Raw genomic sequence first — 23,001 nt, 5'->3', positions numbered from 1 at the left:
TGAGACAATTTTCAGCTGATACAGATTAACTGACAGGCCCGAAGGGCGTGTCGGAAACAGAATTTGCCTGGCGGCTGTAGCGCGGTGGTCCCACCTGACCCCATGCCGAACTCAGAAGTGAAACGCCGTAGCGCCGATGGTAGTGTGGGGTCTCCCCATGCGAGAGTAGGGAACTGCCAGGCATCAAATTACGTAGTGAACCGGGGCATTAAACCGGTGGTTACAGAAGTATTCGGTGGAGCGGTAGTTCAGTCGGTTAGAATACCTGCCTGTCACGCAGGGGGTCGCGGGTTCGAGTCCCGTCCGTTCCGCCACCTATTTAAACTAAGCCTGCTTTATTAGCAGGCTTAGTAGTAAGAAATTTAGGGGCGTAGCTCAGTTGGTAGAGCACCGGTCTCCAAAACCGGGTGTCGCGAGTTCGAGTCTCTCCGCCCCTGCCATATAAAGGATCCTTTGCTTCGGCAAAGGATTTTTTTTTGCCTTTCAGAAAGCAAAACCCTCCCTCTGTAGTGTCTTTGCGTTGCGTCCCTGCAACATATCCCTTAATCCATCACGTTGATTTTGAGCAGATCTTTAATTTGTCCTTGCTTGTCGCTGTTCTGCAGCCAGATGGCATACAGAGGCCTCTGGAGCAGGGCTGAATCCGCCACCGTATACAGTCCGGCTTTTTGACTGGCCCAGCGCTGTGGCAACCAGGTGCAACCCTTTAGCGAGGCGAGTTGCTGGCAGGCTATCTCGGCCGAACTGGTGGTCAGGATCGGCACATCGTCAATGGCAATCAAACCCGCTTCATGCGGCTGAAAATCGGGGCCCCATTCGAGTCGCAGATAGTTCAGGTCGCTTTTCATGGCTGACGGTTCAGCAGCATAAAGCGCCAGGGTGAACTGCCCGAGGATCTGGCTGCTAAATTCATCCATTTTCGGGGCTTCGGTGGTGATCAGCAGATCCAGCTGACGTTCATGTAACTGCTTCACCAGCGACTGCCGCTGCGCAATGCGAGCCTCAAACTGCAGCTGTCCGTGAGAGCGATACAGCCGGCTCAGCCAGGGGCTTAGCATGCACTCCCATAAAGAGGCGCTGGCACCGATAGAAAACTCATTATGCTTTGAGGTATGGGCAACCTCTTTACGCGCGGCCTGCCAGGTGTTCATCAAAGTTTCTGCATACGGCAGAAGCTTTTCACCTGCGGGCGTTAAGCGAATGTTGTTGCGGTGGCGGGTGAAAAGGTTCACCCCAAGCTGATTTTCAAGCTGCCGAATACGAAAGCTCACCGCCGACTGCGTCAGATAAAGCGCTTCTGCGGCGCGCCCAAAGTGGCGAGTTCTGCTCACTTCGAGGAAAGTTTTTAGCAATTCCGTATCCACGGTTTTCTCCGCAAAATAATTTGTCGTTATGATTTAAATGTTTTGTTGGACGCTCTGTCAAGCGTAACTAATACTCCGCGCCATAAATAGCTCGGCCAAAGATATAGGAGCGTGTAGGATGGCGGAAAGCTTTACGACGACTAATCGTTTTTTCGACAATAAAAATTATCCACGCGGATTTTCTCGCCATGGTGATTTCACCATCAAAGAAGCACAACTGCTTGAGCGCCACGGTTATGCTTTCAATGAACTGGATTTGGGAAAACGCGAACCCTCCACTGAAGACGAAAAATCGTTTGTTGCCGTCTGCCGTGGCGAGCGTGAGCCGGTAACGGAAGCGGAGCGCGTATGGATCAAGTATATGGCACGTATCAAACGTCCAAAGCGTTTCCATACCCTGTCTGGTGGTAAACCACAGATGGAAGGTGCGGAAGACTACACCGAATCAGACGATTAAGAAGAAGGGGCTACGGCCCCTTTTTTCATTCCAGCATCTTTTGCAGGTGCAACAGCAGACGGTCAATAGCACGATAGCTCAGGGCTTCCTGCAAATGCCTGCGTTCAATCTTTTCACTCTCTTCCAGGTCAGCAATCGTGCGGGCCACCTTTAGCAGCCGCTGCCAGGCACGCACCGACAGGCCGAACCGGGTAAGGGTCTCTTCCAGCCACAGGGCATCCTCTGCCATGAGGGGGCAATACCTGCGGATCTCCGCATTATCCAGATGAGCATTGAGTTTATTCTGCCGCACCCGCTGACGTTCCTGCGCGGCGAGCACTCTGTTTCGTACGGTGAGACTGGTTTCTCCTGCTTTGTGCGCCTGGCTTAGCAACCCTGGCGGTGGGAGCGGGATCTCAAGCGATAAATCGAAGCGATCGAGGAACGGGCCCGACAGGCGTCCCAGGTAGCGGAGCGTCTGTTCGGGCGAACAGCGATTATGGTTACCCTGATAGTGTCCCGTTGGGCTGGGGTTCATGGCGGCGATAAGCTGAAAGCGAGCCGGATAACTGATCTTGGCGCGGGTACGGGAGATATTAATCTGGCCTGATTCGATAGGCTCGCGTAAGGCATCCAGCACGCGCCGTTCAAACTCGGGTAACTCATCCAGAAAGAGAATGCCGTTATGCGCCAGCGAGATCTCTCCCGGCGCGGGGATAGCACCCCCGCCCACCATGGCCATGAGCGAGGCGCTGTGGTGTGGTGCCCGAAAGGGACGCCGGCGCCACTGCTTATACATCGATGTGGCGTTGACCAGACTGACGATTGCCGCACTCTCCAGCGCCTCATGGTTGCTGAGTGGCGGCAACAGGCCATTGAGCCGACTCGCGAGCATGGTTTTGCCAGTGCCGGGTGGGCCAATGAGTAGCAGATTGTGCGCGCCGGCCGCGGTGATCTCCAGCGCCCGTTTGCCCTGCTCCTGGCCGATAATATCGCTGAGGTCCTGATCGCTGTTTTCTACCTCAAACGGCTCCTGAACGGGCGCAGCCAGCTCGTGGCGACCTTCAAGAAAAGCGCATACTTCCTGCAAGTGTTCTGCCACCAGGCAGCCTTTTTGTTCAATAAGGCTGACTTCGGCAGCGTTATCGTTGGCGACGATAATCTCTCTGCCAGCCTGAATGGCCGCCAGAGCGCCAGATATCGCGCCAGGAACCCCTCTTAATGCGCCTGTAAGCGCCAGCTCACCTACAAACTCGTATGCGCTCAGTCGGGAAGAGGAGAGCTGCTCAGAGGCGGCGAGAAGCGCAATGGCGATAGGTAAATCATATCGCCCGCCTTCCTTGGGTAAATCGGCAGGGGCCAGATTGATGGTGATCTTTTTGGCTGGAAAGGTATAACCGCTATTGATGATTGCGCTACGTACCCGGTCTCTGGCTTCCTTGACGGTAGTTTCCGGCAGGCCGACCAGGGTTAAGCCCGGCAGGCCATTACTGAGGTGAACTTCTACGGAAATCAGCGGCGCTTTAACGCCTAACGCAGCGCGGGTATAAACAACCGACAGTGACATAAAGAGCCTCCTTGAAGCGCTACTATGCCACCATGAAATGCCCATTTTTATCGGCAAATCGCGTTTTTACGCGGTCTGTTCCTTATTATTTCCCCGAAATTGTAATCTTTTCATCGTCATGGAAGACCGCTCGCAAACAGCAATAAGCTTTACTTCTCGGCTTTGGCTGAGCAGCAAAAAAATGAAAATAATTCATTTTCTATTTTTGTCATAAAAAACAATGATTTTTATCTAAACTATTAGCGTAATAAGAAAGTGAATTATAAAAAAATGTTGTGTTCGGTTCGATATCTGTGATAACTCTTTAGGTATTCCTTCGAACAAGATGCAAAAAGAACAGAAAATGACAGCCCTTCTACGAGTGATTAGCCTGGTCGTGATTAGCGTGGTGGTGATTATTATCCCACCGTGCGGGGCTGCACTTGGACGAGGAAAGGCTTAATAATCAAGCCTTAACGAACTAAGACCCCCGCACCGAAAGGTCCGGGGGTTTTTTTATGACTTTAAAACATAAGCGAGGAGCAGACGATGAGTAGTAGCACAAAATTCTGTTTCTCTCGATTTACGACGGGGAAGTAACTATGAATGGCGCACAGTGGGTAGTACATGCGTTGCGAGCGCAGGGAGTCGATACCATCTTCGGTTACCCGGGCGGCGCGATTATGCCGATTTACGATGCATTGTATGACGGCGGCGTGGAACATCTGTTGTGCCGGCACGAGCAGGGCGCGGCGATGGCGGCCATTGGTTATGCACGTGCAACCGGAAAAACAGGCGTCTGCATGGCGACCTCCGGCCCGGGCGCAACCAATCTGATCACCGGCCTGGCTGACGCGCTGCTTGATTCCGTTCCCGTTGTCGCCATCACTGGCCAGGTTGCTTCTCCCTTCATCGGGACCGATGCTTTCCAGGAAGTGGACGTTCTCGGTTTGTCACTGGCTTGCACGAAACACAGCTTCCTCGTGCAATCCCTGGAAGAGCTGCCGCGCGTCATGGCGGAAGCCTTTGAGGTGGCAAACTCAGGCCGTCCTGGCCCGGTTCTGGTTGATATCCCGAAAGATATTCAGGTTGCGTTGGGCGATCTCGAACCACACTTCTCCACCGTTGAAAATGACGATGCGTTCCCGTTCGCCGAAGTCAGCGAAGCCAGCCAGATGCTGGCCCACGCGCAAAAGCCGATCCTGTATGTAGGCGGCGGTGTGGGGATGGCGCAGGCGGTTCCTGCCCTGCGTGAATTTATCGCCACCACCAAAATGCCAGCCGCCTGCACGTTGAAAGGGCTGGGTGCGGTGGATGCCCACTATCCGTACTATCTCGGCATGCTGGGGATGCACGGCACCAAAGCCGCCAACCTCGCCGTGCAGGAGTGTGATTTGCTGATCGCCGTGGGCGCGCGTTTTGATGACCGCGTAACCGGCAAGCTGAACACCTTCGCACCGAATGCCAAAGTCATTCATATGGATATCGACCCGGCAGAGATGAATAAGCTCCGTCAGGCGCACGTGGCCTTGCAGGGCGATCTCAATGCGCTGCTGCCTGCTTTACAGCAGCCTTTAGCGATCGACGCGTGGCGTCAGCACGCGGCAGAGATGCGCCGGGAACATGCCTGGCGCTACGACCATCCGGGTGACGCCATCTATGCCCCGTTGCTGCTGAAACAGCTGTCGGATCGCAAACCGGCGGACAGCGTAGTGACCACCGACGTGGGTCAACATCAGATGTGGTCGGCCCAGCACATGACCTACACGCGCCCGGAAAACTTCATCACCTCAAGCGGCTTAGGCACCATGGGCTTCGGCTTGCCAGCCGCCGTAGGTGCCCAGGTGGCACGCCCGGAGGATACGGTGATCTGTGTCTCCGGTGATGGCTCCTTCATGATGAACGTCCAGGAGCTGGGCACCATCAAGCGTAAGCAGCTGCCGGTGAAAATCGTGCTGCTGGATAACCAACGTTTAGGCATGGTGCGCCAGTGGCAGCAGCTCTTCTTCCAGGAGCGTTACAGCGAAACCACCCTGACCGATAACCCCGATTTCCTCGTTCTGGCCAGCGCCTTCGGCATCCCCGGCCAGCACATCACCCGTAAAGACCAGGTTGAAGCGGCACTTGATGAAATGCTGTCAAGCAAGGGGCCTTACCTGCTTCATGTCTCAATCGACGAGCTTGAGAATGTCTGGCCGTTGGTGCCGCCCGGCGCCAGTAACTCACAAATGCTGGAGAAATTATCATGATGCAACATCAGGTCGCCGTGCAGGCTCGCTTCAACCCGGAAACGTTAGAACGTGTATTGCGCGTGGTGCGCCATCGTGGGTTCCAAATCTGTTCGATGAACATGGAAACCGCCACCGACGCGCAGAACATAAATATTGAATTGACCGTTGCCAGTCAGCGCCCCGTGGAATTACTGTTTAGCCAGTTAAGCAAACTGGTCGACGTCGCCCGGGTCGATATCCAGCAGCGTGCCGCTACATCGCAAACACAACAAATTCGCGCCTGAGCGCAATAGGAAGAAAAATGACGACGAAAAAAGCTGATTTCATTTGGTCCAATGGTGAGATGATTCGCTGGGAGGACGCTAAAGTCCACGTGATGTCCCACGCGCTTCACTACGGTACGTCTGTTTTTGAAGGCATCCGTTGCTACGACTCACACAAAGGCCCGGTTGTGTTCCGCCATCGCGAACACATGCAGCGTCTGCGTGATTCAGCCAAAATTTATCGTTTCCCGGTTTCCCAGAGCGTTGACGAGCTGATGGAAGCTTGCCGCGCCGTTCTGCGCAAAAACAACCTGACCAGCGCTTATATCCGTCCTCTGGTATTTGTGGGCGATGTGGGTATGGGCGTTAACCCGCCAGCCGGTTACACCACTGATGTGATCATCGCCGCGTTCCCGTGGGGAGCCTACCTTGGCGCAGAAGCGCTGGAGCAGGGGATCGACGCGATGGTTTCCTCCTGGAACCGTGTAGCACCAAATACTATTCCGACCGCCGCTAAAGCGGGCGGTAACTACCTCTCCTCCCTGCTGGTTGGCAGTGAAGCACGTCGCCACGGCTATCAGGAAGGTATCGCCCTGGATGTGAACGGCTACATCTCCGAAGGCGCAGGTGAGAACCTGTTCGAAGTAAAGGATGGCATTCTGTTCACCCCGCCATTCACCTCTTCCGCTCTGCCGGGCATCACCCGTGACGCCATTATCAAGCTGGCGCAGGATCTGGGTATCGAAGTGCGCGAGCAGGTGTTGTCCCGCGAATCTCTGTATCTGGCCGATGAAGTCTTTATGTCCGGTACCGCAGCAGAAATTACGCCGGTACGCAGCGTTGACGGCATCCAGGTGGGTGAAGGCCGCCGCGGTCCGGTAACCAAACGTATCCAGGAAGCATTCTTTGGCCTCTTTACCGGTGAAACCGAAGATAAATGGGGTTGGTTGGATCAGGTTAATCAATAAGCATAAATATGGGACGGCACGCACCGTCCCATTTACCAGATAGACGGGAGTAAATAACGCATGCCTAAGTACCGTTCCGCCACCACCACTCACGGCCGCAACATGGCGGGTGCCCGCGCGCTGTGGCGCGCCACCGGAATGACCGACGCCGACTTCGGGAAACCGATCATCGCCGTGGTCAACTCTTTTACCCAGTTTGTACCGGGCCACGTGCATCTGCGCGATCTCGGGAAGCTGGTTGCTGAGCAAATTGAAGCCTCCGGCGGCGTGGCGAAAGAGTTCAACACCATTGCCGTGGATGACGGGATCGCGATGGGGCACGGGGGCATGCTTTATTCACTGCCGTCGCGCGAGCTGATTGCCGATTCGGTGGAGTATATGGTCAACGCCCACTGTGCCGATGCAATGGTCTGCATCTCCAACTGCGACAAAATCACCCCGGGGATGCTCATGGCCTCCCTGCGCCTGAACATTCCGGTGATCTTCGTCTCCGGCGGTCCAATGGAAGCGGGTAAAACCAAGCTCTCAGATAAAATCATCAAGCTCGACCTGGTCGATGCGATGATTCAGGGCGCCGACCCGAAAGTCTCCGACGAGCAGAGCGATCAGGTTGAACGTTCCGCCTGTCCGACCTGCGGATCCTGTTCCGGTATGTTCACCGCCAACTCAATGAACTGCCTGACCGAAGCGCTGGGTCTGTCTCAGCCGGGCAACGGCTCGCTGCTGGCGACCCACGCCGATCGTAAAGAGCTGTTCATCAACGCCGGTAAACGCATCGTTGAACTGACCAAACGCTACTACGAGCAGGACGATGCCAGCGCGCTGCCGCGTAATATCGCCAGCAAAGCGGCGTTTGAAAATGCCATGACCCTGGATATCGCCATGGGCGGTTCCACGAACACCGTTCTGCACCTGCTGGCCGCCGCCCAGGAAGCGGAGATCGACTTCACCATGAGTGATATCGACAAGCTGTCCCGCAAAGTGCCTCAGCTGTGTAAGGTTGCGCCGAGCACGCAGAAATACCACATGGAAGACGTTCACCGTGCCGGTGGCGTGCTGGGGATCCTCGGCGAGCTGGACCGCGCCGGGTTGATGAACCGTGAAGTGAAAAACGTGCTGGGCCTGACGCTGCCGCAGTCGCTGGATCAGTACGACGTGATGCTGACCAAAGATGAGTCAGTGAAAAAAATGTTCCGCGCTGGCCCGGCCGGCATACGCACTACCCAGGCGTTCTCGCAGGATTGCCGCTGGGACACTCTGGATGACGATCGCGCCGAAGGCTGCATTCGCTCGCTGGAAAATGCCTACAGCAAAGATGGCGGCCTGGCGGTTCTGTACGGCAACTTCGCGGAAAACGGCTGTATCGTCAAAACCGCGGGCGTGGACGACAGCATCCTGAAATTTACCGGCCCGGCAAAAGTGTACGAAAGCCAGGATGACGCGGTTGAAGCTATCCTCGGCGGCAAAGTCGTGGCTGGCGATGTTGTCGTCATCCGCTACGAAGGACCGAAAGGCGGCCCGGGGATGCAGGAGATGCTCTATCCAACCACTTTCTTGAAATCCATGGGGCTCGGTAAAGCCTGCGCGCTGATCACCGACGGTCGTTTCTCCGGCGGTACATCCGGCCTCTCTATCGGCCACGTTTCGCCGGAAGCAGCCAGCGGCGGCAACATCGCGATCATCGAAGATGGCGATCTGATCGAAATCGATATTCCGAATCGCGGTATTCAACTGCAGCTGAGCCCGCAGGAGATTGCTGCCCGCCGTGAAGCACAGGATGCGCGTGGCGATAAAGCCTGGACGCCGAAAGATCGTCAGCGCGAAGTCTCCTTCGCCCTGCGCGCCTACGCCACCCTTGCCACCAGCGCGGATAAAGGCGCGGTGCGCGATAAATCCAAGCTTGGGGGCTAATGATGGCCGAATCCCAACCCTTATCGTCTGCCCCTGAGGGGGCAGAATATCTCCGGGCAGTGCTGCGAGCGCCGGTCTATGAGGCGGTGCAGGTAACGCCGTTGCAAAAAATGGACAAGCTGTCGTCGCGGCTGGATAACGTCATTCTGGTGAAGCGCGAAGACCGCCAGCCGGTGCACAGCTTCAAGCTGCGCGGCGCCTACGCGATGATGGCCGGGCTGACCGACGAGCAAAAAGCGCGTGGTGTGATCACGGCGTCTGCGGGCAACCATGCCCAGGGCGTGGCGTTCTCGTCTGCGCGTCTGGGGCTGAAAGCCCTGATCGTCATGCCTGTGGCAACCGCAGATATCAAAGTCGATGCGGTGCGGGGATTTGGCGGTGAAGTGCTGCTCCACGGTGCCAATTTTGACGAAGCGAAAGCCAAAGCCATCGAGCTGGCGCAGCAGCAGGGTTTCACCTGGGTGCCGCCGTTCGATCACCCGATGGTGATTGCCGGTCAGGGTACGCTGGCGCTGGAACTGCTGCAGCAGGACGCGCATCTTGACCGCGTGTTCGTGCCGGTTGGCGGCGGCGGCCTGGCCGCTGGTGTGGCAGTGCTGATCAAACAGCTGATGCCGCAGATCAAAGTCATTGCCGTGGAAGCGGAAGACTCTGCCTGCCTGAAGGCGGCGCTGGACGCCGGTCATCCGGTGGATCTCCCGCGCGTCGGGCTGTTTGCCGAAGGCGTGGCGGTGAAACGTATCGGGGATGAAACCTTCCGTCTCTGCCAGGAGTATCTTGACGACATCATCACCGTCGACAGCGATGCCATCTGCGCAGCAATGAAAGATCTGTTCGAGGATGTGCGTGCGGTGGCAGAGCCGTCCGGCGCGCTGGCGCTGGCGGGGATGAAAAAATACATCGCCCAGCACAACATCCGCGGCGAACGTCTGGCGCATGTGCTCTCCGGTGCTAACGTCAACTTCCACGGCCTGCGCTACGTGTCCGAGCGTTGCGAGCTGGGGGAACAACGCGAAGCCCTGCTGGCGGTGACCATCCCGGAAGAGAAGGGCAGCTTCCTCAAGTTCTGCCAGCTGCTGGGCGGTCGTTCGGTGACGGAGTTTAACTACCGTTTTGCCGATGCCAAAGATGCCTGCATTTTTGTCGGCGTGCGTCTGAGCCGCGGGGTGGAAGAGCGTAAAGAGATCCTCAACCTGCTGCACCAGGGTGGCTACAGCGTGGTGGATCTCTCCGACGACGAGATGGCGAAACTGCACGTGCGCTACATGGTGGGCGGGCGTCCGTCGAAGCCGTTACAGGAACGTCTGTTCAGCTTCGAGTTCCCGGAGTCACCTGGCGCATTGCTTAAGTTCCTGCATACCCTGGGTACGCACTGGAACATCTCCCTGTTCCACTACCGCAGCCATGGCACCGACTACGGCCGCGTGCTGGCGGCATTTGAACTGGGCGAGCACGAGCCGGATTTCGAAACGCGGCTGAACGAGCTGGGTTATGACTGTCATGACGAGACCCATAACCCGGCGTTCAGGTTCTTCCTGGCAGGTTAAGTGAATCGTAGGCCGGGTAAGCGCAGCGCCACCCGGCTTTAGTGGTTCGGCAATATCTTCCAGAACGCATTAATAAGCGGCTCATGCAGCCGCTTTTTTTGTGCGCAGACGCCTAGCTCAAACGGCGTTTTCTCATCGCTGCGCTCCAGAATCATCACGCGATTGCGCACCGGTTCCGGGCTGTTCTCCAGCACCACTTCCGGCAGCAGCGCCACGCCGCAGCCGAGCGCCACCATCGAGACCATCGCCTCGTGGCCGCCGACCGTTGCGTAAATTGACGGATTGCTGATCTTCTGGCGACGGAACCACAGCTCGATGCGGCGGCGCACCGGTCCCTGATCGGCCATGATAAAGGGCACCGTTGACCAGTCTGGTTTTTCCACCGACACCTGGTTACGCACCGGGCAGGGCAGCGCCGGGGCGATCAGTACCACCGCCAGATTTTCCAGCATCGAAAACGCCACCGCCCCCGGCAGGGTTTCCGGCTTCCCGGCAATCGCCAGATCCGCTTCGCCCGTTACCACCTTTTCCATTGCATCGGCGGCATCGCCGGTGGTGAGTTTGATCTCAACCGACGGATGCTCAGCGCGGAAGCGATCGAGGATGGGCGGCAGGTGGCTATAAGCAGCGGTCACCGAACAGAAGATATGGAGTTCACCGGAAAGCGAGGGGCCCTGCTGGTCGATGGTGTGACGCAGCTGCTGATACTGCAGCAAGGTTTGCTGGGCAAAGGTGCGCAACTCTTCTCCGGCTTCGGTGAGCGTCACCGTGCGATTATCGCGCACAAAGAGTGGCTGGCCGAGGTCCTCCTCAAGGCGCTGGATCTGACGTGAGAGCGTGGAGGGGCTGACGTGCATCGCCCGCGCGCTGCGGCCAAAATGGCGGCTTTCCGCCAGATGCAGGAACAATTTCAGATCGCGTAAATCCACCGATTCCACTCCAGGATTTTACATTGCAGAAATTGCAACGTGACGTTGTGAATATATCAATTTCCGCAATAAATTTCCTGTCATATAGTAAGTTCATTCTCGCATAAGCGAACCGAACAATAAGCACGACAACACAACATCACGAGGTATCACCATGGCTAACTACTTCAACACACTGAATCTGCGCCAGCAGCTGGCTCAGCTGGGCAAATGCCGCTTTATGGCGCGCGATGAATTTGCCGATGGCGCAAGCTATCTTCAGGGTAAAAAAGTGGTCATCGTCGGCTGTGGCGCTCAGGGTCTGAACCAGGGCCTGAACATGCGTGACTCCGGTCTGGATATCTCCTATGCCCTGCGTAAAGAAGCCATTGCTGAGAAGCGTGCTTCCTGGCGTAAAGCGACCGAAAACGGCTTCAAAGTGGGTACTTACGAAGAGCTGATCCCGCAGGCGGATCTGGTGGTTAACCTGACGCCGGACAAACAGCACTCTGACGTTGTGCGTTCCGTACAGCCGCTGATGAAAGACGGCGCGGCGCTGGGTTACTCCCACGGCTTCAACATCGTTGAAGTGGGTGAGCAGATCCGTAAAGACATCACCGTCGTGATGGTGGCACCGAAGTGCCCGGGTACCGAAGTGCGTGAAGAGTACAAACGTGGTTTCGGCGTGCCGACGCTGATCGCGGTTCACCCGGAAAACGATCCGAAAGGCGAAGGCATGGCGATTGCCAAAGCATGGGCAGCGGCCACCGGCGGCCACCGTGCGGGCGTTCTGGAATCTTCCTTCGTTGCGGAAGTGAAATCTGACCTGATGGGTGAGCAGACTATCCTGTGCGGCATGCTGCAGGCCGGTTCCCTGCTGTGCTTCGACAAGCTGGTGGAAGAGGGCACCGACCCGGCATACGCTGAGAAACTGATTCAGTTCGGCTGGGAAACCATCACCGAAGCGCTGAAGCAGGGCGGTATCACCCTGATGATGGACCGTCTGTCTAACCCGGCAAAACTGCGTGCATTCGCACTGTCCGAGCAGCTGAAAACCATCATGGCGCCGCTGTTCCAGAAACACATGGACGACATCATCTCCGGTGAGTTCTCTTCCGGCATGATGGCTGACTGGGCAAACGACGACAAAAACCTGCTGACCTGGCGTGAAGAGACCGGTAAAACCGCATTCGAAACCGCCGCGCAGTTCGATGGCAAAATCAGCGAGCAGGAGTACTTCGATAAAGGCGTTCTGATGATTGCGATGGTGAAAGCGGGCGTTGAGCTGGCCTTCGAAACCATGGTGGATTCCGGCATCATCGAAGAGTCTGCATACTATGAATCACTGCACGAGCTGCCGCTGATCGCCAACACCATCGCCCGTAAGCGTCTGTACGAAATGAACGTGGTGATCTCTGATACCGCAGAGTACGGTAACTACCTGTTCTCTTACGCATGCGTACCGCTGCTGAAAGAGTTCATGACCACCCTGCAGACCGGCGACCTGGGTAAAGCGATTACCGAAGGCGCGGTAGATAATGCCCAGCTGCGTGACGTGAACGAAGCCATTCGCAGCCACGAGATCGAGAAAGTGGGCCAGAAGCTGCGTGGCTACATGACCGATATGAAACGTATCGCGGTGGCAGGCTAAAAACTCATGTCGGGTGGCGCTTCGCTTACCCGACCTACAAAATCAGAGTAGGCCGGGTAAGGCGCGAGCCGCCACCTGGCAAAAAAAGCCCGGTGTTCACACACCGGGCTTTTTATTAGTTGCGGTACAGCACCTTAATGATGTGATAACCGAACTGGGTGTGCAGCGGGCCGGTTGGCTCCAGCACCGGGCAGGAGAACACCACTTTATCGAACGCCGGAACCATCTGGCCCTGACGGAATTCACCTAAGTGGCCGCCTTTTTTACCTGATGGGCAGGTGGAGTGCTTTTTCGCCAGCTTCTCGAAGTCGCCGCCGTTCTTGATCTGCTCCAGAAGCTCCAGAGCCAGTTTCTCTTCTTTTACCAGGATGTGCATTGCTGCCGCTGTTTTCGCCATGATCGTGCCTTGAAGGGTTAAGTAAAATCGGGGCGCAATATACCACGCGTTAGCTGCGGTACAGCACCTTAATGATATGGTAGCCAAATTTGGTTTTCACCGGGCCGTAAGGCTTCAGCAGCGGGCAACTGAAGACCGCCTGATCGAAGGGCCCCACCATGGCTCCCTGCTTAAATTCACCTAAATCGCCGCCGTTACGCCCGGACGGGCATTTCGAGTAGCGCTTCGCCAGATGATCGAAGCTGATGCCGCGTTCCAGTTTGGCGAGGATCTCCTGCGCCAGCTTCTCTTCTTTGACCAGAATGTGCAGGGCCGCTGCGGTCTTTTTCATGGTTCTGCTCTCGGGTTTATCGCGTTTTCTTCACTTTATCATTAGCCGGTAAATCTGCGCCCGGCTTTCTGCTACAATCCCCACCCCGTTCGAAGATTGAGCAATATTCCCATGCGTTTAAACCCTGGACAACAACAAGCGGTCGAATTCGTTACTGGACCATGCCTGGTGCTGGCAGGGGCCGGTTCCGGTAAAACCCGCGTGATCACCAACAAGATCGCCCACCTGATCCGCGGCTGCGGCTATCAGGCACGTCATATCGCGGCGGTAACCTTTACCAACAAAGCGGCACGCGAGATGAAAGAGCGTGTCGGGCAGACGTTAGGGCGTAAAGAGGCCCGCGGCCTGATGATCTCCACCTTCCATACCCTGGGGCTGGATATCATTAAGCGCGAGTATGCGGCCTTGGGCATGAAGTCGAACTTCTCCCTGTTCGACGATACCGATCAGGTAGCGCTGCTGAAAGAGCTGACCGAAGGGCTGATCGAAGACGACAAAACGGTGCTGCAGCAGTTGATCTCCACGATCTCTAACTGGAAAAACGATCTGATGGACCCTGCCCAGGCCGCTGCGAGCGCCAAAGGGGAGCGGGATCGGATCTTTGCCCACTGCTACAGCCTTTACAACGATCATCTCAAAGCCTGTAACGTGCTCGATTTCGATGACCTGATCCTGCTGCCCACGCTGCTGCTGCAGCGTAATGAAGAGGTGCGCGAGCGCTGGCAGAACAAGATCCGCTACCTGCTGGTGGATGAATATCAGGACACCAACACCAGCCAGTACGAGCTGGTCAAACTGCTGGTGGGGCAGCGGGCGCGTTTTACCGTGGTGGGTGATGACGACCAGTCGATCTACTCCTGGCGCGGTGCCCGTCCGCAAAACCTGGTCCTGCTGAGCAAAGACTTCCCGGCGCTGCAGGTGATCAAGCTGGAGCAGAACTACCGCTCATCCGGCCGTATTCTGAAGGCGGCCAACATCCTGATCGCCAATAACCCGCACGTCTTCGAAAAGCGCCTCTTCTCCGAGCTGGGCTATGGCACTGAGCTTAAGGTGCTGAGCGCCAATAATGAAGATCATGAAGCCGAACGCGTGGCGGGAGAGCTGATTGCCCATCACTTCGTGAATAAGACCGACTACAAAGACTACGCCATTCTCTATCGCGGGAATCACCAGTCGCGCGTCTTTGAAAAGATGCTGATGCAGAACCGCATTCCGTACAAAATTTCCGGCGGCACCTCGTTCTTCTCGCGTCCGGAAATCAAGGATCTGCTCGCCTACCTGCGCGTGCTCACCAACCCGGATGATGACAGCGCGTTCCTGCGGATCGTGAATACGCCGAAGCGTGAGATTGGCCCGGCAACGCTGCAAAAACTGGGCGAGTGGGCGATGACCCGTAATAAGAGCCTGCTGAACGCCAGCTTCGATATGGGCCTGAGCCAGACCTTAACCGGGCGTGGTTATGAATCGCTGACCCGCTTTACCCACTGGCTGCGCGAGATCCAGCAGCTGAGCGAGCGGGAGCCGATCGCGGCGGTGCGCGATCTGATCCGCGGCATCGACTATGAATCCTGGCTGTATGAAACCTCCGCCAGCCCGAAAGCGGCAGAGATGCGGATGAAGAACGTTAATACGCTTTTCAGCTGGATGACCGAGATGCTGGAAGGTTCCGACATCGACGAGCCGATGACCCTGACCCAGGTCGTCACGCGCTTTACCCTGCGTGACATGATGGAGCGCGGCGAAAGCGAAGAGGAGGCAGACCAGGTGCAGCTGATGACCCTCCACGCCTCAAAAGGGCTGGAGTTCCCCTATGTCTACCTGGTGGGGATGGAAGAGGGCATCCTGCCGCACCAGAGCAGCATCGATGAAGATAACGTCGATGAAGAGCGCCGTCTGGCCTACGTAGGCATTACGCGGGCGCAGAAAGAGCTGACCTTCACGCTCTGTAAAGAGCGTCGTCAGTACGGAGAGCTGGTGCGTCCGGAGCCGAGCCGCTTCCTGCTGGAATTACCCCAGGATGATGTGCTCTGGGAGCAGGAGCGCAAAGTGATTACCGCCGAAGAGCGGATGCATAAAGGCCAGGCCAGTATCGCCAATATTCGCGCGATGATGGAGAAAGCAAAAAGCCGCTAGCCTGAAGGCCCGGCAAGCGTAATGCGCCGGGCGTTTAATCGGGATTAGTGTGCTTCAAGGCTCCAGTGCACATAGCTCTGCCACTGACACTCCTGCACCAGCATTTCTGCACCCAGCGGATGGCTACCCAGCCAGTTTTCCGGCAGGTTCAGCGTCAGCTTCTCACCTTCCGCCGTCAGGGTCATGGCCGGCAGCAAATCGTCGCGCCGACGGCTGGCAAAGAGGATCGCCAGACGCAGCAGGCGGCAGAGATGTTCCGCCACGCGCGGCGGCACCGCATTTTGCTGGTGGAGCGAAGAGAGATCGACGGGGTTGGTCTGGTTTAACAGCAGCGTGGCCAACAGCTTCTTCTGCGCCGGGGTATAGCCAGGCAGATCGAGATTGCGTACCAGGTAGGCGGCATGCAGCGGTGCCTGTTTGAAATCGACGCTCAGGCCGATCTCATGCAGCTGACAGGCGCTAACCAGCAGTTCGCGGCTGACAGGCTCAAGGTGCCACTCGCTTTCGACCTGATCGAGGAAACTGACCGCCAGGTTCGCGACCCGATGCGCCTGTTCGATATCTACCATAAAGCGGCGCTGAATATTACGCAGCGTATGGTTACGAATGTCCTGGTCGACGGCCAGATGCAGCATGCCGTAGACCAGACCTTCCCGCAGCGCACCGCCCGCAAGGGTCATGCACTGAATATTCAGTTCGGTGAAAATGGCAATCAGGATCGCCAGGCCGCTGGGGAACACCAGGGCGCGCTCAAGGGTCAGCCCTTCAATTTCCAGCTCTTCCAGACGACCACAGAGGATTGCGCGCTGCTTTAACTGCTGCAGTTTCGCCAGCGTGATGCGCTCATCCATCCCCTGCGCCATCATGATTTCCTGCAGCGCCTGAACCGTGCCGGATGCGCCAACGCAGACCTTCCAGCCGTGATAACGCAGCTCATCCGCCACCGGACGCAGCACCTCGCGTGCGGCTTTTTCCGCATCATCGAAGTTCTCTTGCGCCAGATTGCGATCGGTAAAGTAGCGTTCAAGCCAGGTGACACAGCCCATCGACAGGCTGTTCAGGGAGGTTGCCTGCGCACCGATACCGGTGACCAGTTCGGTGCTTGCGCCACCGATATCCACCACCAGACGACGCTCATCGCCGCCCGTGGTGTGCGCCACGCCCTGATAAATCAGGCGAGCTTCTTCTTCACCGCTGATCACCTGCACCGGGCAGCCGAGGATCTCCTGCGCGGTGGCAATAAACTCACCGGCATTCACCGCCAGACGCAGGGTTGCGGTGGCGACAACACGGATTTGCTGGGGGGGAATATCCTGCAGACGTTCAGCAAAGAGACGCAGGCATTGCCAGCCGCGCTCCATGGCTTCAGGAGAGAGGTGATTATCCGCACTCAGGCCCGCCGCGAGACGGACCTTGCGCTTAATACGCGTCAGCGTCTGTATACTTCCCGCCACCTCGCGTACAACCAGCATATGAAAACTATTCGAACCTAAATCAATAGCTGCATAGAGCGAGGTGGACCGGAGCATAGTTTTTAGCCTGAACGACGACGATTACGCGGTGCGCTGTTACGGCGCGGGCCATTGCCGGAACGGGCGCGGGTGAGGCGCTTCGCCGGCGGCAGTTCGCTTAACAGGGCTTCCGGGTTGTATTTACTCTGCGGTATCGAGTGCCCGATATAGGTCTCAATTGCCGGCAGGTTCAGCGCGTACTCTTCACAGGCGAGGCTGATAGAGTGACCGCTGGCGCCCGCACGACCGGTACGGCCGATACGGTGAACGTAATCTTCGCAATCATCCGGCAGGTCGTAGTTAAAGACATGCGTCACCGCCGGGATGTGCAGACCGCGTGCGGCTACGTCCGTCGCTACCAGAATATCCAGGTCGCCACGGGTGAACTCTTCGAGGATACGCAGGCGTTTTTTCTGCGCGACGTCGCCGGTCAACAGACCCACACGGTGTCCATCCGCAGCCAGGTGGCCCCAGATATCTTCACAGCGGTGTTTGGTGTTGGCGAAGACGATGGCGCGATCTGGCCACTCTTCTTCGATCAGCGTTTGCAGTAAACGCATTTTTTCTTCGTTCGACGGGTAGAAGAGCTCTTCTTTAATACGGTGGCCGGTTTTCTGTTCCGGTTCCACTTCGACGTATTCGGCGTTGTTCATCTGTTCGAACGCCAGCTCACGGACGCGATAAGACAGCGTAGCCGAGAACAGCATGTTCAGACGCTGGTTGGCTGCAGGCATACGACGGAACAGCCAGCGGATATCTTTAATAAAGCCCAGATCGTACATGCGATCGGCTTCATCCAGCACCACAACCTGGATAGCAGCGAGGTTAATGTGGTTCTGTTTGGCGTAATCGATCAGACGGCCAGTGGTGCCGATCAGAATATCGACGCCGCTTTCCAGCACTTTCAGCTGTTTGTCGTAACCGTCACCGCCGTAGGCCAGGCCGAGCTTCAGGCCGGTGGTTTGCGCCAGCGGTTCTGCGTCAGCGTGGATCTGTACCGCCAGTTCTCGCGTCGGGGCCATGATCAGCGCGCGCGGCTGGTTAACTTTGCGGTCAGCAATTGCCGGATGAGAAAGTAAATAATGAAACGTTGACGTTAAAAACGCCATCGTTTTGCCGGTACCGGTTTGCGCCTGCCCTGCAACATCGCGACCTGCCAGCGTTAGCGGGAGGGCGAGAGCCTGAATGGGCGTACAGTTATGAAACCCTTTATTTTCAAGGGCTTCGATCACTTTTGGGTGCAGGGCGAAGTCGGAAAACTTCTGTTCTGTTAAATGTGTTTTGCTCATAGTGTGGTAGAATATCAGCTATCTATTGCTTTACGAAAGCGTATCCGGTGAAATAAAGTCAACCTTTAGTTGGTTAATGCTACATCAACAGGTCGTTGATGGAAGCGAGATCAACGCACCAGGCTTATTCCTGTGGAGTTATATATGAGCGATAAAATTATTCACCTGACTGACGACAGTTTTGACACGGACGTACTTAAAGCTGACGGGCTGACCCTCGTCGATTTCTGGGCTGAATGGTGTGGTCCTTGCAAAATGATCGCCCCGATTCTGGATGAGATCGCTGACGAATATCAGGGCAAACTGACCGTAGCGAAACTGAACATCGACCAGAACCCGGGCACCGCGCCTAAGTATGGTATCCGTGGTATCCCAACCCTGCTGCTGTTCAAAAACGGTGAAGTTGCAGCGACCAAAGTGGGCGCACTGTCCAAAGGTCAACTGAAAGAGTTCCTCGACGCCAACCTGGCGTAAGGTTCTCGTCCGTGCGTCCAGGGTTTCTAAATTGTTTGGATCTCTGGACGCCCGGCTTGAGTCGTGCTAAGTTACCTATGACTTCGTTTTAAACATACCTTGTTGTTTGAATCTTGTTTTACCCGATACTTCCCGTTGTTTCCTTTTAAACAGTGCGTGAAGTGGATAGATTCCGGGCTTGTCACTCAATCCGTCTTGTCGTTTCAGTTCTGTGCTTTCCCTGTGACCAGACAGCGAACAGACATGAGTTGATGGCCGCTAACAGGCATGGATGACCCTGCCATACCATTCACAAATTAAGTTCGAGTATCACCCCGAGTTTAAGAACCCACACCATTATGAATCTTACCGAATTAAAGAATACGCCGGTTTCTGAGCTGATCACTCTCGGCGAAAATATGGGGCTGGAAAACCAGGCTCGTATGCGCAAGCAGGACATCATTTTTGCCATCCTGAAGCAGCACGCAAAGAGTGGCGAAGATATCTTTGGCGACGGTGTGCTGGAGATATTGCAGGACGGATTTGGTTTCCTCCGCTCTGCAGACAGCTCCTACCTCGCCGGTCCTGATGATATCTACGTTTCCCCCAGCCAAATCCGCCGTTTCAACCTCCGCACTGGTGACACCATTTCAGGTAAGATTCGTCCTCCTAAAGAGGGTGAACGCTACTTTGCGCTGTTGAAAGTTAACGAAGTTAACTACGACAAACCAGAAAACTCGCGCAATAAGATCCTGTTTGAAAACTTAACGCCGCTGCACGCGAACTCTCGCCTGCGCATGGAGCGTGGTAACGGTTCTACCGAAGACCTGACTGCTCGCGTTCTGGATCTGGCGTCTCCGATTGGTCGTGGCCAGCGTGGTCTGATTGTGGCACCGCCAAAAGCGGGTAAAACCATGCTGCTGCAGAACATCGCTCAGAGCATCGCTTACAACCACCCAGACTGCGTGCTGATGGTGCTGCTAATTGACGAACGTCCGGAAGAAGTGACCGAGATGCAGCGTCTGGTGAAAGGTGAGGTTGTGGCCTCTACCTTCGACGAACCAGCATCCCGTCACGTTCAGGTTGCGGAAATGGTTATCGAGAAGGCGAAGCGTCTGGTTGAGCACAAAAAAGACGTTATCATCCTGCTCGACTCCATCACCCGTCTGGCGCGTGCTTATAACACCGTGGTTCCGGCTTCCGGTAAAGTGTTGACCGGTGGTGTGGATGCCAACGCCCTGCACCGTCCGAAGCGTTTCTTCGGTGCTGCGCGTAACGTGGAAGAGGGCGGTAGCCTGACCATCATCGCAACCGCGCTGATCGACACCGGTTCGAAGATGGATGAAGTTATCTACGAAGAGTTTAAAGGTACAGGCAACATGGAACTGCACCTCTCTCGTAAAATCGCTGAAAAACGCGTCTTCCCGGCTATCGACTACAACCGTTCCGGTACCCGTAAAGAAGAGCTGCTCACCACTCAGGAAGAGCTGCAGAAAATGTGGATCCTGCGCAAAATTATCCATCCAATGGGTGAAATCGACGCAATGGAGTTCCTCATTAACAAACTGGCGATGACCAAAACTAACGACGATTTCTTCGATATGATGAAGCGCTCGTAAAGTAAATAAAGCGCCGAAACGCCACGTTTTTACGTGGCGTTTTTCTTTTCTGACTTATACGCTGTTAAAGTGCGCTGTAGAATTATTCTGCAGATGGCGAAAATCGGAATGTTCGTCAAAGCAGAAAAGTAATTGTCTGAAAAATAAACAAAGGGACTTGGGTGAGGCCTGCTTTTTCCTTCTGGAGCCGAGCCTTCAAGGTTATACTTCCGGGATTAACATTTGTTGAGAGTATCCATAGTGAATCTACTCACCGCGGTGACTGAGCTAATCAGTATTTTTCTTTTCACCACCTGCTTTTTATTTCTCGCCCGTAAGGCGGCGAAGAGAGTCGGTTTGGTGGATAAGCCCAATTATCGTAAACGCCATCAAGGCTTGATTCCGCTGGTTGGCGGAATTTCTGTTTATGCGGGTATCTGCTTCACCTTCAGCATTGCGGATTACTATATCCCGCATGCGGCGCTCTATCTGGCGTGTGCCGGTGTGCTGGTGCTGGTGGGGGCGCTGGACGACAGGTTCGATATCAGCGTGAAATTCCGTGCTGCGGTTCAGGCAGCCATCGGCGTCATCATGATGGTGGTCGGGAAACTCTATCTCAGCAGCCTGGGCTACATCTTCGGCACCTGGGAGATGGTGCTGGGGCCGTTCGGCTACTTCCTGACGCTGTTTGCCGTATGGGCGGCGATTAACGCCTTTAACATGGTGGACGGTATCGACGGCCTGCTGGGCGGTCTCTCCAGCGTTTCGTTCGCCGCCATCGGCATCATCCTGTGGTTCGACGGGCAGTACAGTCTGTCGATGTGGTGCTTTGCGATGATTGCCGCCATTCTGCCTTATATCCTCCTTAACCTCGGGGTGCTGGGGCGTCGTTACAAAGTCTTTATGGGCGATGCCGGGAGTACGCTGATTGGTTTCACCGTTATCTGGATCCTGCTGGAAACCACTCAGGGTAATACCCACCCGATTAGCCCGGTAACGGCCCTGTGGATTATTGCCATTCCGCTGATGGATATGGTGGCGATCATGTACCGTCGTCTGCGTAAAGGGATGAGCCCGTTCTCGCCAGACCGCCAACACATTCACCATCTCATTATGCGCGCCGGCTTCACCTCCCGTCAGGCATTTGTCTTAATTACCCTTGCCGCTGCGCTGCTGGCCGGCATTGGTGTCGCCGCAGAATACGCACATTTCATCCCTGAATGGGTAATGTTGGTATTATTCTTGCTAGCATTTTTCCTGTACGGCTACTGTATAAAGCGCGCATGGAAAGTGGCGCGCTTTATTAAACGCGTGAAACGCCGTATGCGTCGAAATGGCAATAACCCAACTTTAACCAAGTAAATCGGGACTGTAATGACTCAACCGTTGGCGGGAGCAAAATCAGTGGTAACTGAGAATGAGCTGGATGTTCGTGGCTTGTTCCGCGTGTTGTGGGCGGGCAAGTTTTGGATCGCAGGCATTGCGCTGGGCTTTGCACTTATCGCCCTGGCTTATACCTTTTTCGCCAGACAAGAGTGGAGCGCGACGGCAATTACCGATCGCCCGACGGTGAACATGCTTGGGGGTTTCTACTCCCAGCAACAGTTTTTGCGTAACCTTGATGTGAAAGCGAACCCGGCCTCCGCTGAGCAACCCTCGGTGATGGACGAGTCCTACAAAGAGTTCATTATGCAGCTCGCCTCCTGGGATACGCGTCGTGATTTCTGGAACCAGACCGACTATTTCAAACAACGTATGGTGGGCAACAGCAAGGCGGATGCCGCCCTGCTGGATGAGCTGATCAACAATATCCAGTTCATGGCGGGCGACCCGCTGCGCAACATTAACGACAGCGTCAAGCTGATCGCGGAAACTGCGCCGGATGCCAATAACCTGCTGCGTCAGTACGTCGCTTTCGCCAGCCAGCGAGCGGCCAGCCATCTTAATGATGAGCTGAAAGGGGCCTGGGCGGCACGTACCGTGCAGATGAAAGCGCAGGTCAAACGTCAGGAAGAGGTAGCGCAAGCGATCTTCAATCGCCGGGTTCATAATATTGAACAGGCGCTGAAGATTGCGGAGAAGAGCAATATCTCCCGCAGCGAAACCGACGTGCCGGCAGACGAACTGCCAGATTCAGAAATGTTCCTGCTGGGCCGTCCGATGCTGCAGGCGCGCCTGGAAAACCTGCAGGCCGTAGGCCCGGATGTTGACCTCGACTACGACCAAAACCGCGCCATGCTCACAACCCTCAATGTAGGTCCGACACTGGACCCACGTTTTCAGACCTATCGTTATTTGCGAACACCTGAAGAACCTGTAAAACGCGATAGTCCACGTCGCGCATTCCTGATGATTATGTGGGGGATTGTGGGTGCTTTAATTGGCGCAGGCGTGGCATTAACCCGTCGTCGCAAAATTTAAGAACGCCATCTACGATGAAGGCTCACGGCCTTCATCGCCTAAT

21 protein-coding genes, 2 tRNA genes and 1 rRNA gene are annotated in these 23,001 nt (G+C 55.8%); 17 read left to right on the top strand and 7 right to left on the bottom strand.

The window, feature by feature from the left end; translation table 11 throughout:
• Positions 1-66 precede the first annotated feature (66 nt).
• From rrf to AAHB66_RS22905, 3 genes are all read left to right on the top strand, one after another.
• Positions 67-182: ribosomal RNA gene (gene rrf, locus AAHB66_RS22915) — 5S ribosomal RNA — on the top strand.
• Positions 183-237: 55 nt separating this feature from the next.
• A tRNA-Asp gene (locus tag AAHB66_RS22910) sits at positions 238-314 on the top strand.
• A gap of 50 nt (positions 315-364) precedes the next feature.
• A tRNA-Trp gene (locus AAHB66_RS22905) sits at positions 365-440 on the top strand.
• 102 nt (positions 441-542) lie between these two features.
• Here the strand turns inward: AAHB66_RS22905 and hdfR are convergent.
• Positions 543-1,364 carry an HTH-type transcriptional regulator HdfR gene (gene hdfR, locus AAHB66_RS22900; RefSeq protein WP_347114693.1) on the bottom strand — a complete coding sequence of 274 codons (822 nt, stop codon included), beginning with the start codon at positions 1,362-1,364 and terminating at the stop codon, positions 543-545.
• A 118-nt stretch (positions 1,365-1,482) separates the two neighbouring features.
• Here hdfR and AAHB66_RS22895 point away from each other — a divergent pair, with 118 nt between their 5' ends.
• Positions 1,483-1,821, top strand: a complete 339-nt coding sequence (locus AAHB66_RS22895; RefSeq protein ID WP_142487543.1) for a DUF413 domain-containing protein — start codon at positions 1,483-1,485, stop codon at positions 1,819-1,821.
• A 25-nt stretch (positions 1,822-1,846) separates the two neighbouring features.
• Here AAHB66_RS22895 and AAHB66_RS22890 read toward each other — a convergent pair whose 3' ends face one another.
• On the bottom strand, positions 1,847-3,367 hold the full coding sequence (locus tag AAHB66_RS22890) for a YifB family Mg chelatase-like AAA ATPase (protein WP_347114692.1): 1,521 nt from the start codon (positions 3,365-3,367) through the stop codon (positions 1,847-1,849).
• 343 nt (positions 3,368-3,710) lie between these two features.
• Here AAHB66_RS22890 and ilvL point away from each other — a divergent pair, with 343 nt between their 5' ends.
• From ilvL to ilvA, 7 genes are all read left to right on the top strand, one after another.
• On the top strand, positions 3,711-3,809 hold the full coding sequence (gene ilvL, locus AAHB66_RS22885; protein ID WP_001311244.1) for an ilv operon leader peptide: 99 nt from the start codon (positions 3,711-3,713) through the stop codon (positions 3,807-3,809).
• An 86-nt stretch (positions 3,810-3,895) separates the two neighbouring features.
• Complete coding sequence (gene ilvX / locus AAHB66_RS22880) at positions 3,896-3,946, top strand: peptide IlvX (protein ID WP_196221615.1); 51 nt, start codon at positions 3,896-3,898, stop codon at positions 3,944-3,946.
• Between the two features lie 2 nt (positions 3,947-3,948).
• Complete coding sequence (gene ilvG, locus AAHB66_RS22875) at positions 3,949-5,595, top strand: acetolactate synthase 2 catalytic subunit (protein ID WP_347114691.1); 1,647 nt, start codon at positions 3,949-3,951, stop codon at positions 5,593-5,595.
• On the top strand, positions 5,592-5,861 hold the full coding sequence (gene ilvM / locus AAHB66_RS22870; protein WP_032615208.1) for an acetolactate synthase 2 small subunit: 270 nt from the start codon (positions 5,592-5,594) through the stop codon (positions 5,859-5,861). The genes ilvG and ilvM overlap by 4 nt, the downstream gene beginning before the upstream one ends.
• 17 nt (positions 5,862-5,878) lie before the next feature.
• Positions 5,879-6,808, top strand: a complete 930-nt coding sequence (ilvE, locus tag AAHB66_RS22865) for a branched-chain-amino-acid transaminase (RefSeq protein WP_142487539.1) — start codon at positions 5,879-5,881, stop codon at positions 6,806-6,808.
• A gap of 60 nt (positions 6,809-6,868) precedes the next feature.
• Complete coding sequence (gene ilvD, locus AAHB66_RS22860) at positions 6,869-8,719, top strand: dihydroxy-acid dehydratase (RefSeq protein WP_347114690.1); 1,851 nt, start codon at positions 6,869-6,871, stop codon at positions 8,717-8,719.
• Positions 8,720-8,721: 2 nt separating this feature from the next.
• Positions 8,722-10,266, top strand: coding sequence for a threonine ammonia-lyase, biosynthetic (ilvA, locus tag AAHB66_RS22855; RefSeq protein ID WP_347116549.1), 1,545 nt, complete (start codon positions 8,722-8,724; stop codon positions 10,264-10,266).
• A gap of 38 nt (positions 10,267-10,304) precedes the next feature.
• On the opposite strand, the gene ilvY is transcribed toward ilvA, so the two are convergent.
• On the bottom strand, positions 10,305-11,195 hold the full coding sequence (ilvY, locus tag AAHB66_RS22850) for an HTH-type transcriptional activator IlvY (RefSeq protein ID WP_347114689.1): 891 nt from the start codon (positions 11,193-11,195) through the stop codon (positions 10,305-10,307).
• 154 nt (positions 11,196-11,349) lie between these two features.
• Here ilvY and ilvC point away from each other — a divergent pair, with 154 nt between their 5' ends.
• Positions 11,350-12,825: a ketol-acid reductoisomerase gene (gene ilvC, locus AAHB66_RS22845; protein WP_032615195.1), complete on the top strand. Its 1,476-nt coding sequence runs from the start codon at positions 11,350-11,352 to the stop codon at positions 12,823-12,825.
• A gap of 115 nt (positions 12,826-12,940) precedes the next feature.
• On the opposite strand, the gene ppiC (AAHB66_RS22840) is transcribed toward ilvC, so the two are convergent.
• Together ppiC (AAHB66_RS22840) and ppiC (AAHB66_RS22835) are read right to left on the bottom strand one after the other, a co-directional pair.
• The gene (gene ppiC / locus AAHB66_RS22840) at positions 12,941-13,222 is read right to left on the bottom strand and encodes a peptidylprolyl isomerase PpiC (RefSeq protein ID WP_032615193.1); all 282 of its coding nucleotides are present in this window, start codon (positions 13,220-13,222) and stop codon (positions 12,941-12,943) included.
• 49 nt (positions 13,223-13,271) lie between these two features.
• A complete protein-coding gene (ppiC, locus tag AAHB66_RS22835; protein WP_106995953.1) occupies positions 13,272-13,553 on the bottom strand; it encodes a peptidylprolyl isomerase PpiC in 282 nt (93 codons plus the stop codon).
• Between the two features lie 111 nt (positions 13,554-13,664).
• Between ppiC (AAHB66_RS22835) and rep the strand changes: the two genes are divergently transcribed.
• Positions 13,665-15,686 (top strand): DNA helicase Rep, encoded by a 2,022-nt coding sequence (rep, locus tag AAHB66_RS22830; protein WP_347114688.1) that lies wholly within the window; start codon positions 13,665-13,667, stop codon positions 15,684-15,686.
• A 44-nt stretch (positions 15,687-15,730) separates the two neighbouring features.
• Here rep and gppA read toward each other — a convergent pair whose 3' ends face one another.
• Positions 15,731-17,215 (bottom strand): guanosine-5'-triphosphate,3'-diphosphate diphosphatase, encoded by a 1,485-nt coding sequence (gene gppA / locus AAHB66_RS22825; RefSeq protein WP_347114687.1) that lies wholly within the window; start codon positions 17,213-17,215, stop codon positions 15,731-15,733.
• Positions 17,216-17,220: 5 nt separating this feature from the next.
• Positions 17,221-18,486, bottom strand: a complete 1,266-nt coding sequence (gene rhlB / locus AAHB66_RS22820; protein ID WP_347114686.1) for an ATP-dependent RNA helicase RhlB — start codon at positions 18,484-18,486, stop codon at positions 17,221-17,223.
• Positions 18,487-18,630: 144 nt separating this feature from the next.
• Between rhlB and trxA the strand changes: the two genes are divergently transcribed.
• The 4 genes from trxA (at position 18,631) to wzzE (ending at position 22,958) form a co-directional block, all read left to right on the top strand.
• The gene (trxA, locus tag AAHB66_RS22815) at positions 18,631-18,960 is read left to right on the top strand and encodes a thioredoxin TrxA (RefSeq protein WP_004386384.1); all 330 of its coding nucleotides are present in this window, start codon (positions 18,631-18,633) and stop codon (positions 18,958-18,960) included.
• 338 nt (positions 18,961-19,298) lie between these two features.
• Positions 19,299-20,558 (top strand): transcription termination factor Rho, encoded by a 1,260-nt coding sequence (gene rho / locus AAHB66_RS22810; RefSeq protein WP_001054528.1) that lies wholly within the window; start codon positions 19,299-19,301, stop codon positions 20,556-20,558.
• Between the two features lie 240 nt (positions 20,559-20,798).
• On the top strand, positions 20,799-21,899 hold the full coding sequence (gene wecA, locus AAHB66_RS22805) for a UDP-N-acetylglucosamine--undecaprenyl-phosphate N-acetylglucosaminephosphotransferase (RefSeq protein ID WP_142487533.1): 1,101 nt from the start codon (positions 20,799-20,801) through the stop codon (positions 21,897-21,899).
• A 12-nt stretch (positions 21,900-21,911) separates the two neighbouring features.
• Positions 21,912-22,958, top strand: a complete 1,047-nt coding sequence (gene wzzE / locus AAHB66_RS22800) for an ECA polysaccharide chain length modulation protein (RefSeq protein ID WP_347114685.1) — start codon at positions 21,912-21,914, stop codon at positions 22,956-22,958.
• Positions 22,959-23,001 lie beyond the last annotated feature (43 nt).

The organism is Leclercia sp. S52 (assembly GCF_039727615.1).
In the GTDB taxonomy this organism is placed as follows: Bacteria; Pseudomonadota; Gammaproteobacteria; order Enterobacterales; family Enterobacteriaceae; genus Enterobacter; species Enterobacter adecarboxylatus_B.
The sequence above is the reverse complement of the archived record's forward strand: the minus strand, read 5'-3'. Positions and strand labels throughout refer to the sequence as shown.

Excerpts from the sequence above, each read along its gene's own strand:
- AAHB66_RS22895 (WP_142487543.1), top strand. The coding sequence starts at position 1,483 with ATGGCGGAAAGCTTTACGACGACTAATCGTTTTTTCGACAATAAAAAT.
- AAHB66_RS22890 (WP_347114692.1), bottom strand. The coding sequence starts at position 3,367 with ATGTCACTGTCGGTTGTTTATACCCGCGCTGCGTTAGGCGTTAAAGCG.
- ilvL (WP_001311244.1), top strand. The coding sequence starts at position 3,711 with ATGACAGCCCTTCTACGAGTGATTAGCCTGGTCGTGATTAGCGTGGTG.
- ilvG (WP_347114691.1), top strand. The coding sequence starts at position 3,949 with ATGAATGGCGCACAGTGGGTAGTACATGCGTTGCGAGCGCAGGGAGTC.
- ilvM (WP_032615208.1), top strand. The coding sequence starts at position 5,592 with ATGATGCAACATCAGGTCGCCGTGCAGGCTCGCTTCAACCCGGAAACG.
- ilvE (WP_142487539.1), top strand. The coding sequence starts at position 5,879 with ATGACGACGAAAAAAGCTGATTTCATTTGGTCCAATGGTGAGATGATT.
- ilvD (WP_347114690.1), top strand. The coding sequence starts at position 6,869 with ATGCCTAAGTACCGTTCCGCCACCACCACTCACGGCCGCAACATGGCG.
- ilvA (WP_347116549.1), top strand. The coding sequence starts at position 8,722 with ATGGCCGAATCCCAACCCTTATCGTCTGCCCCTGAGGGGGCAGAATAT.
- ilvC (WP_032615195.1), top strand. The coding sequence starts at position 11,350 with ATGGCTAACTACTTCAACACACTGAATCTGCGCCAGCAGCTGGCTCAG.
- ppiC (WP_032615193.1), bottom strand. The coding sequence starts at position 13,222 with ATGGCGAAAACAGCGGCAGCAATGCACATCCTGGTAAAAGAAGAGAAA.
- ppiC (WP_106995953.1), bottom strand. The coding sequence starts at position 13,553 with ATGAAAAAGACCGCAGCGGCCCTGCACATTCTGGTCAAAGAAGAGAAG.
- rep (WP_347114688.1), top strand. The coding sequence starts at position 13,665 with ATGCGTTTAAACCCTGGACAACAACAAGCGGTCGAATTCGTTACTGGA.
- gppA (WP_347114687.1), bottom strand. The coding sequence starts at position 17,215 with ATGCTCCGGTCCACCTCGCTCTATGCAGCTATTGATTTAGGTTCGAAT.
- rhlB (WP_347114686.1), bottom strand. The coding sequence starts at position 18,486 with ATGAGCAAAACACATTTAACAGAACAGAAGTTTTCCGACTTCGCCCTG.
- trxA (WP_004386384.1), top strand. The coding sequence starts at position 18,631 with ATGAGCGATAAAATTATTCACCTGACTGACGACAGTTTTGACACGGAC.
- rho (WP_001054528.1), top strand. The coding sequence starts at position 19,299 with ATGAATCTTACCGAATTAAAGAATACGCCGGTTTCTGAGCTGATCACT.
- wzzE (WP_347114685.1), top strand. The coding sequence starts at position 21,912 with ATGACTCAACCGTTGGCGGGAGCAAAATCAGTGGTAACTGAGAATGAG.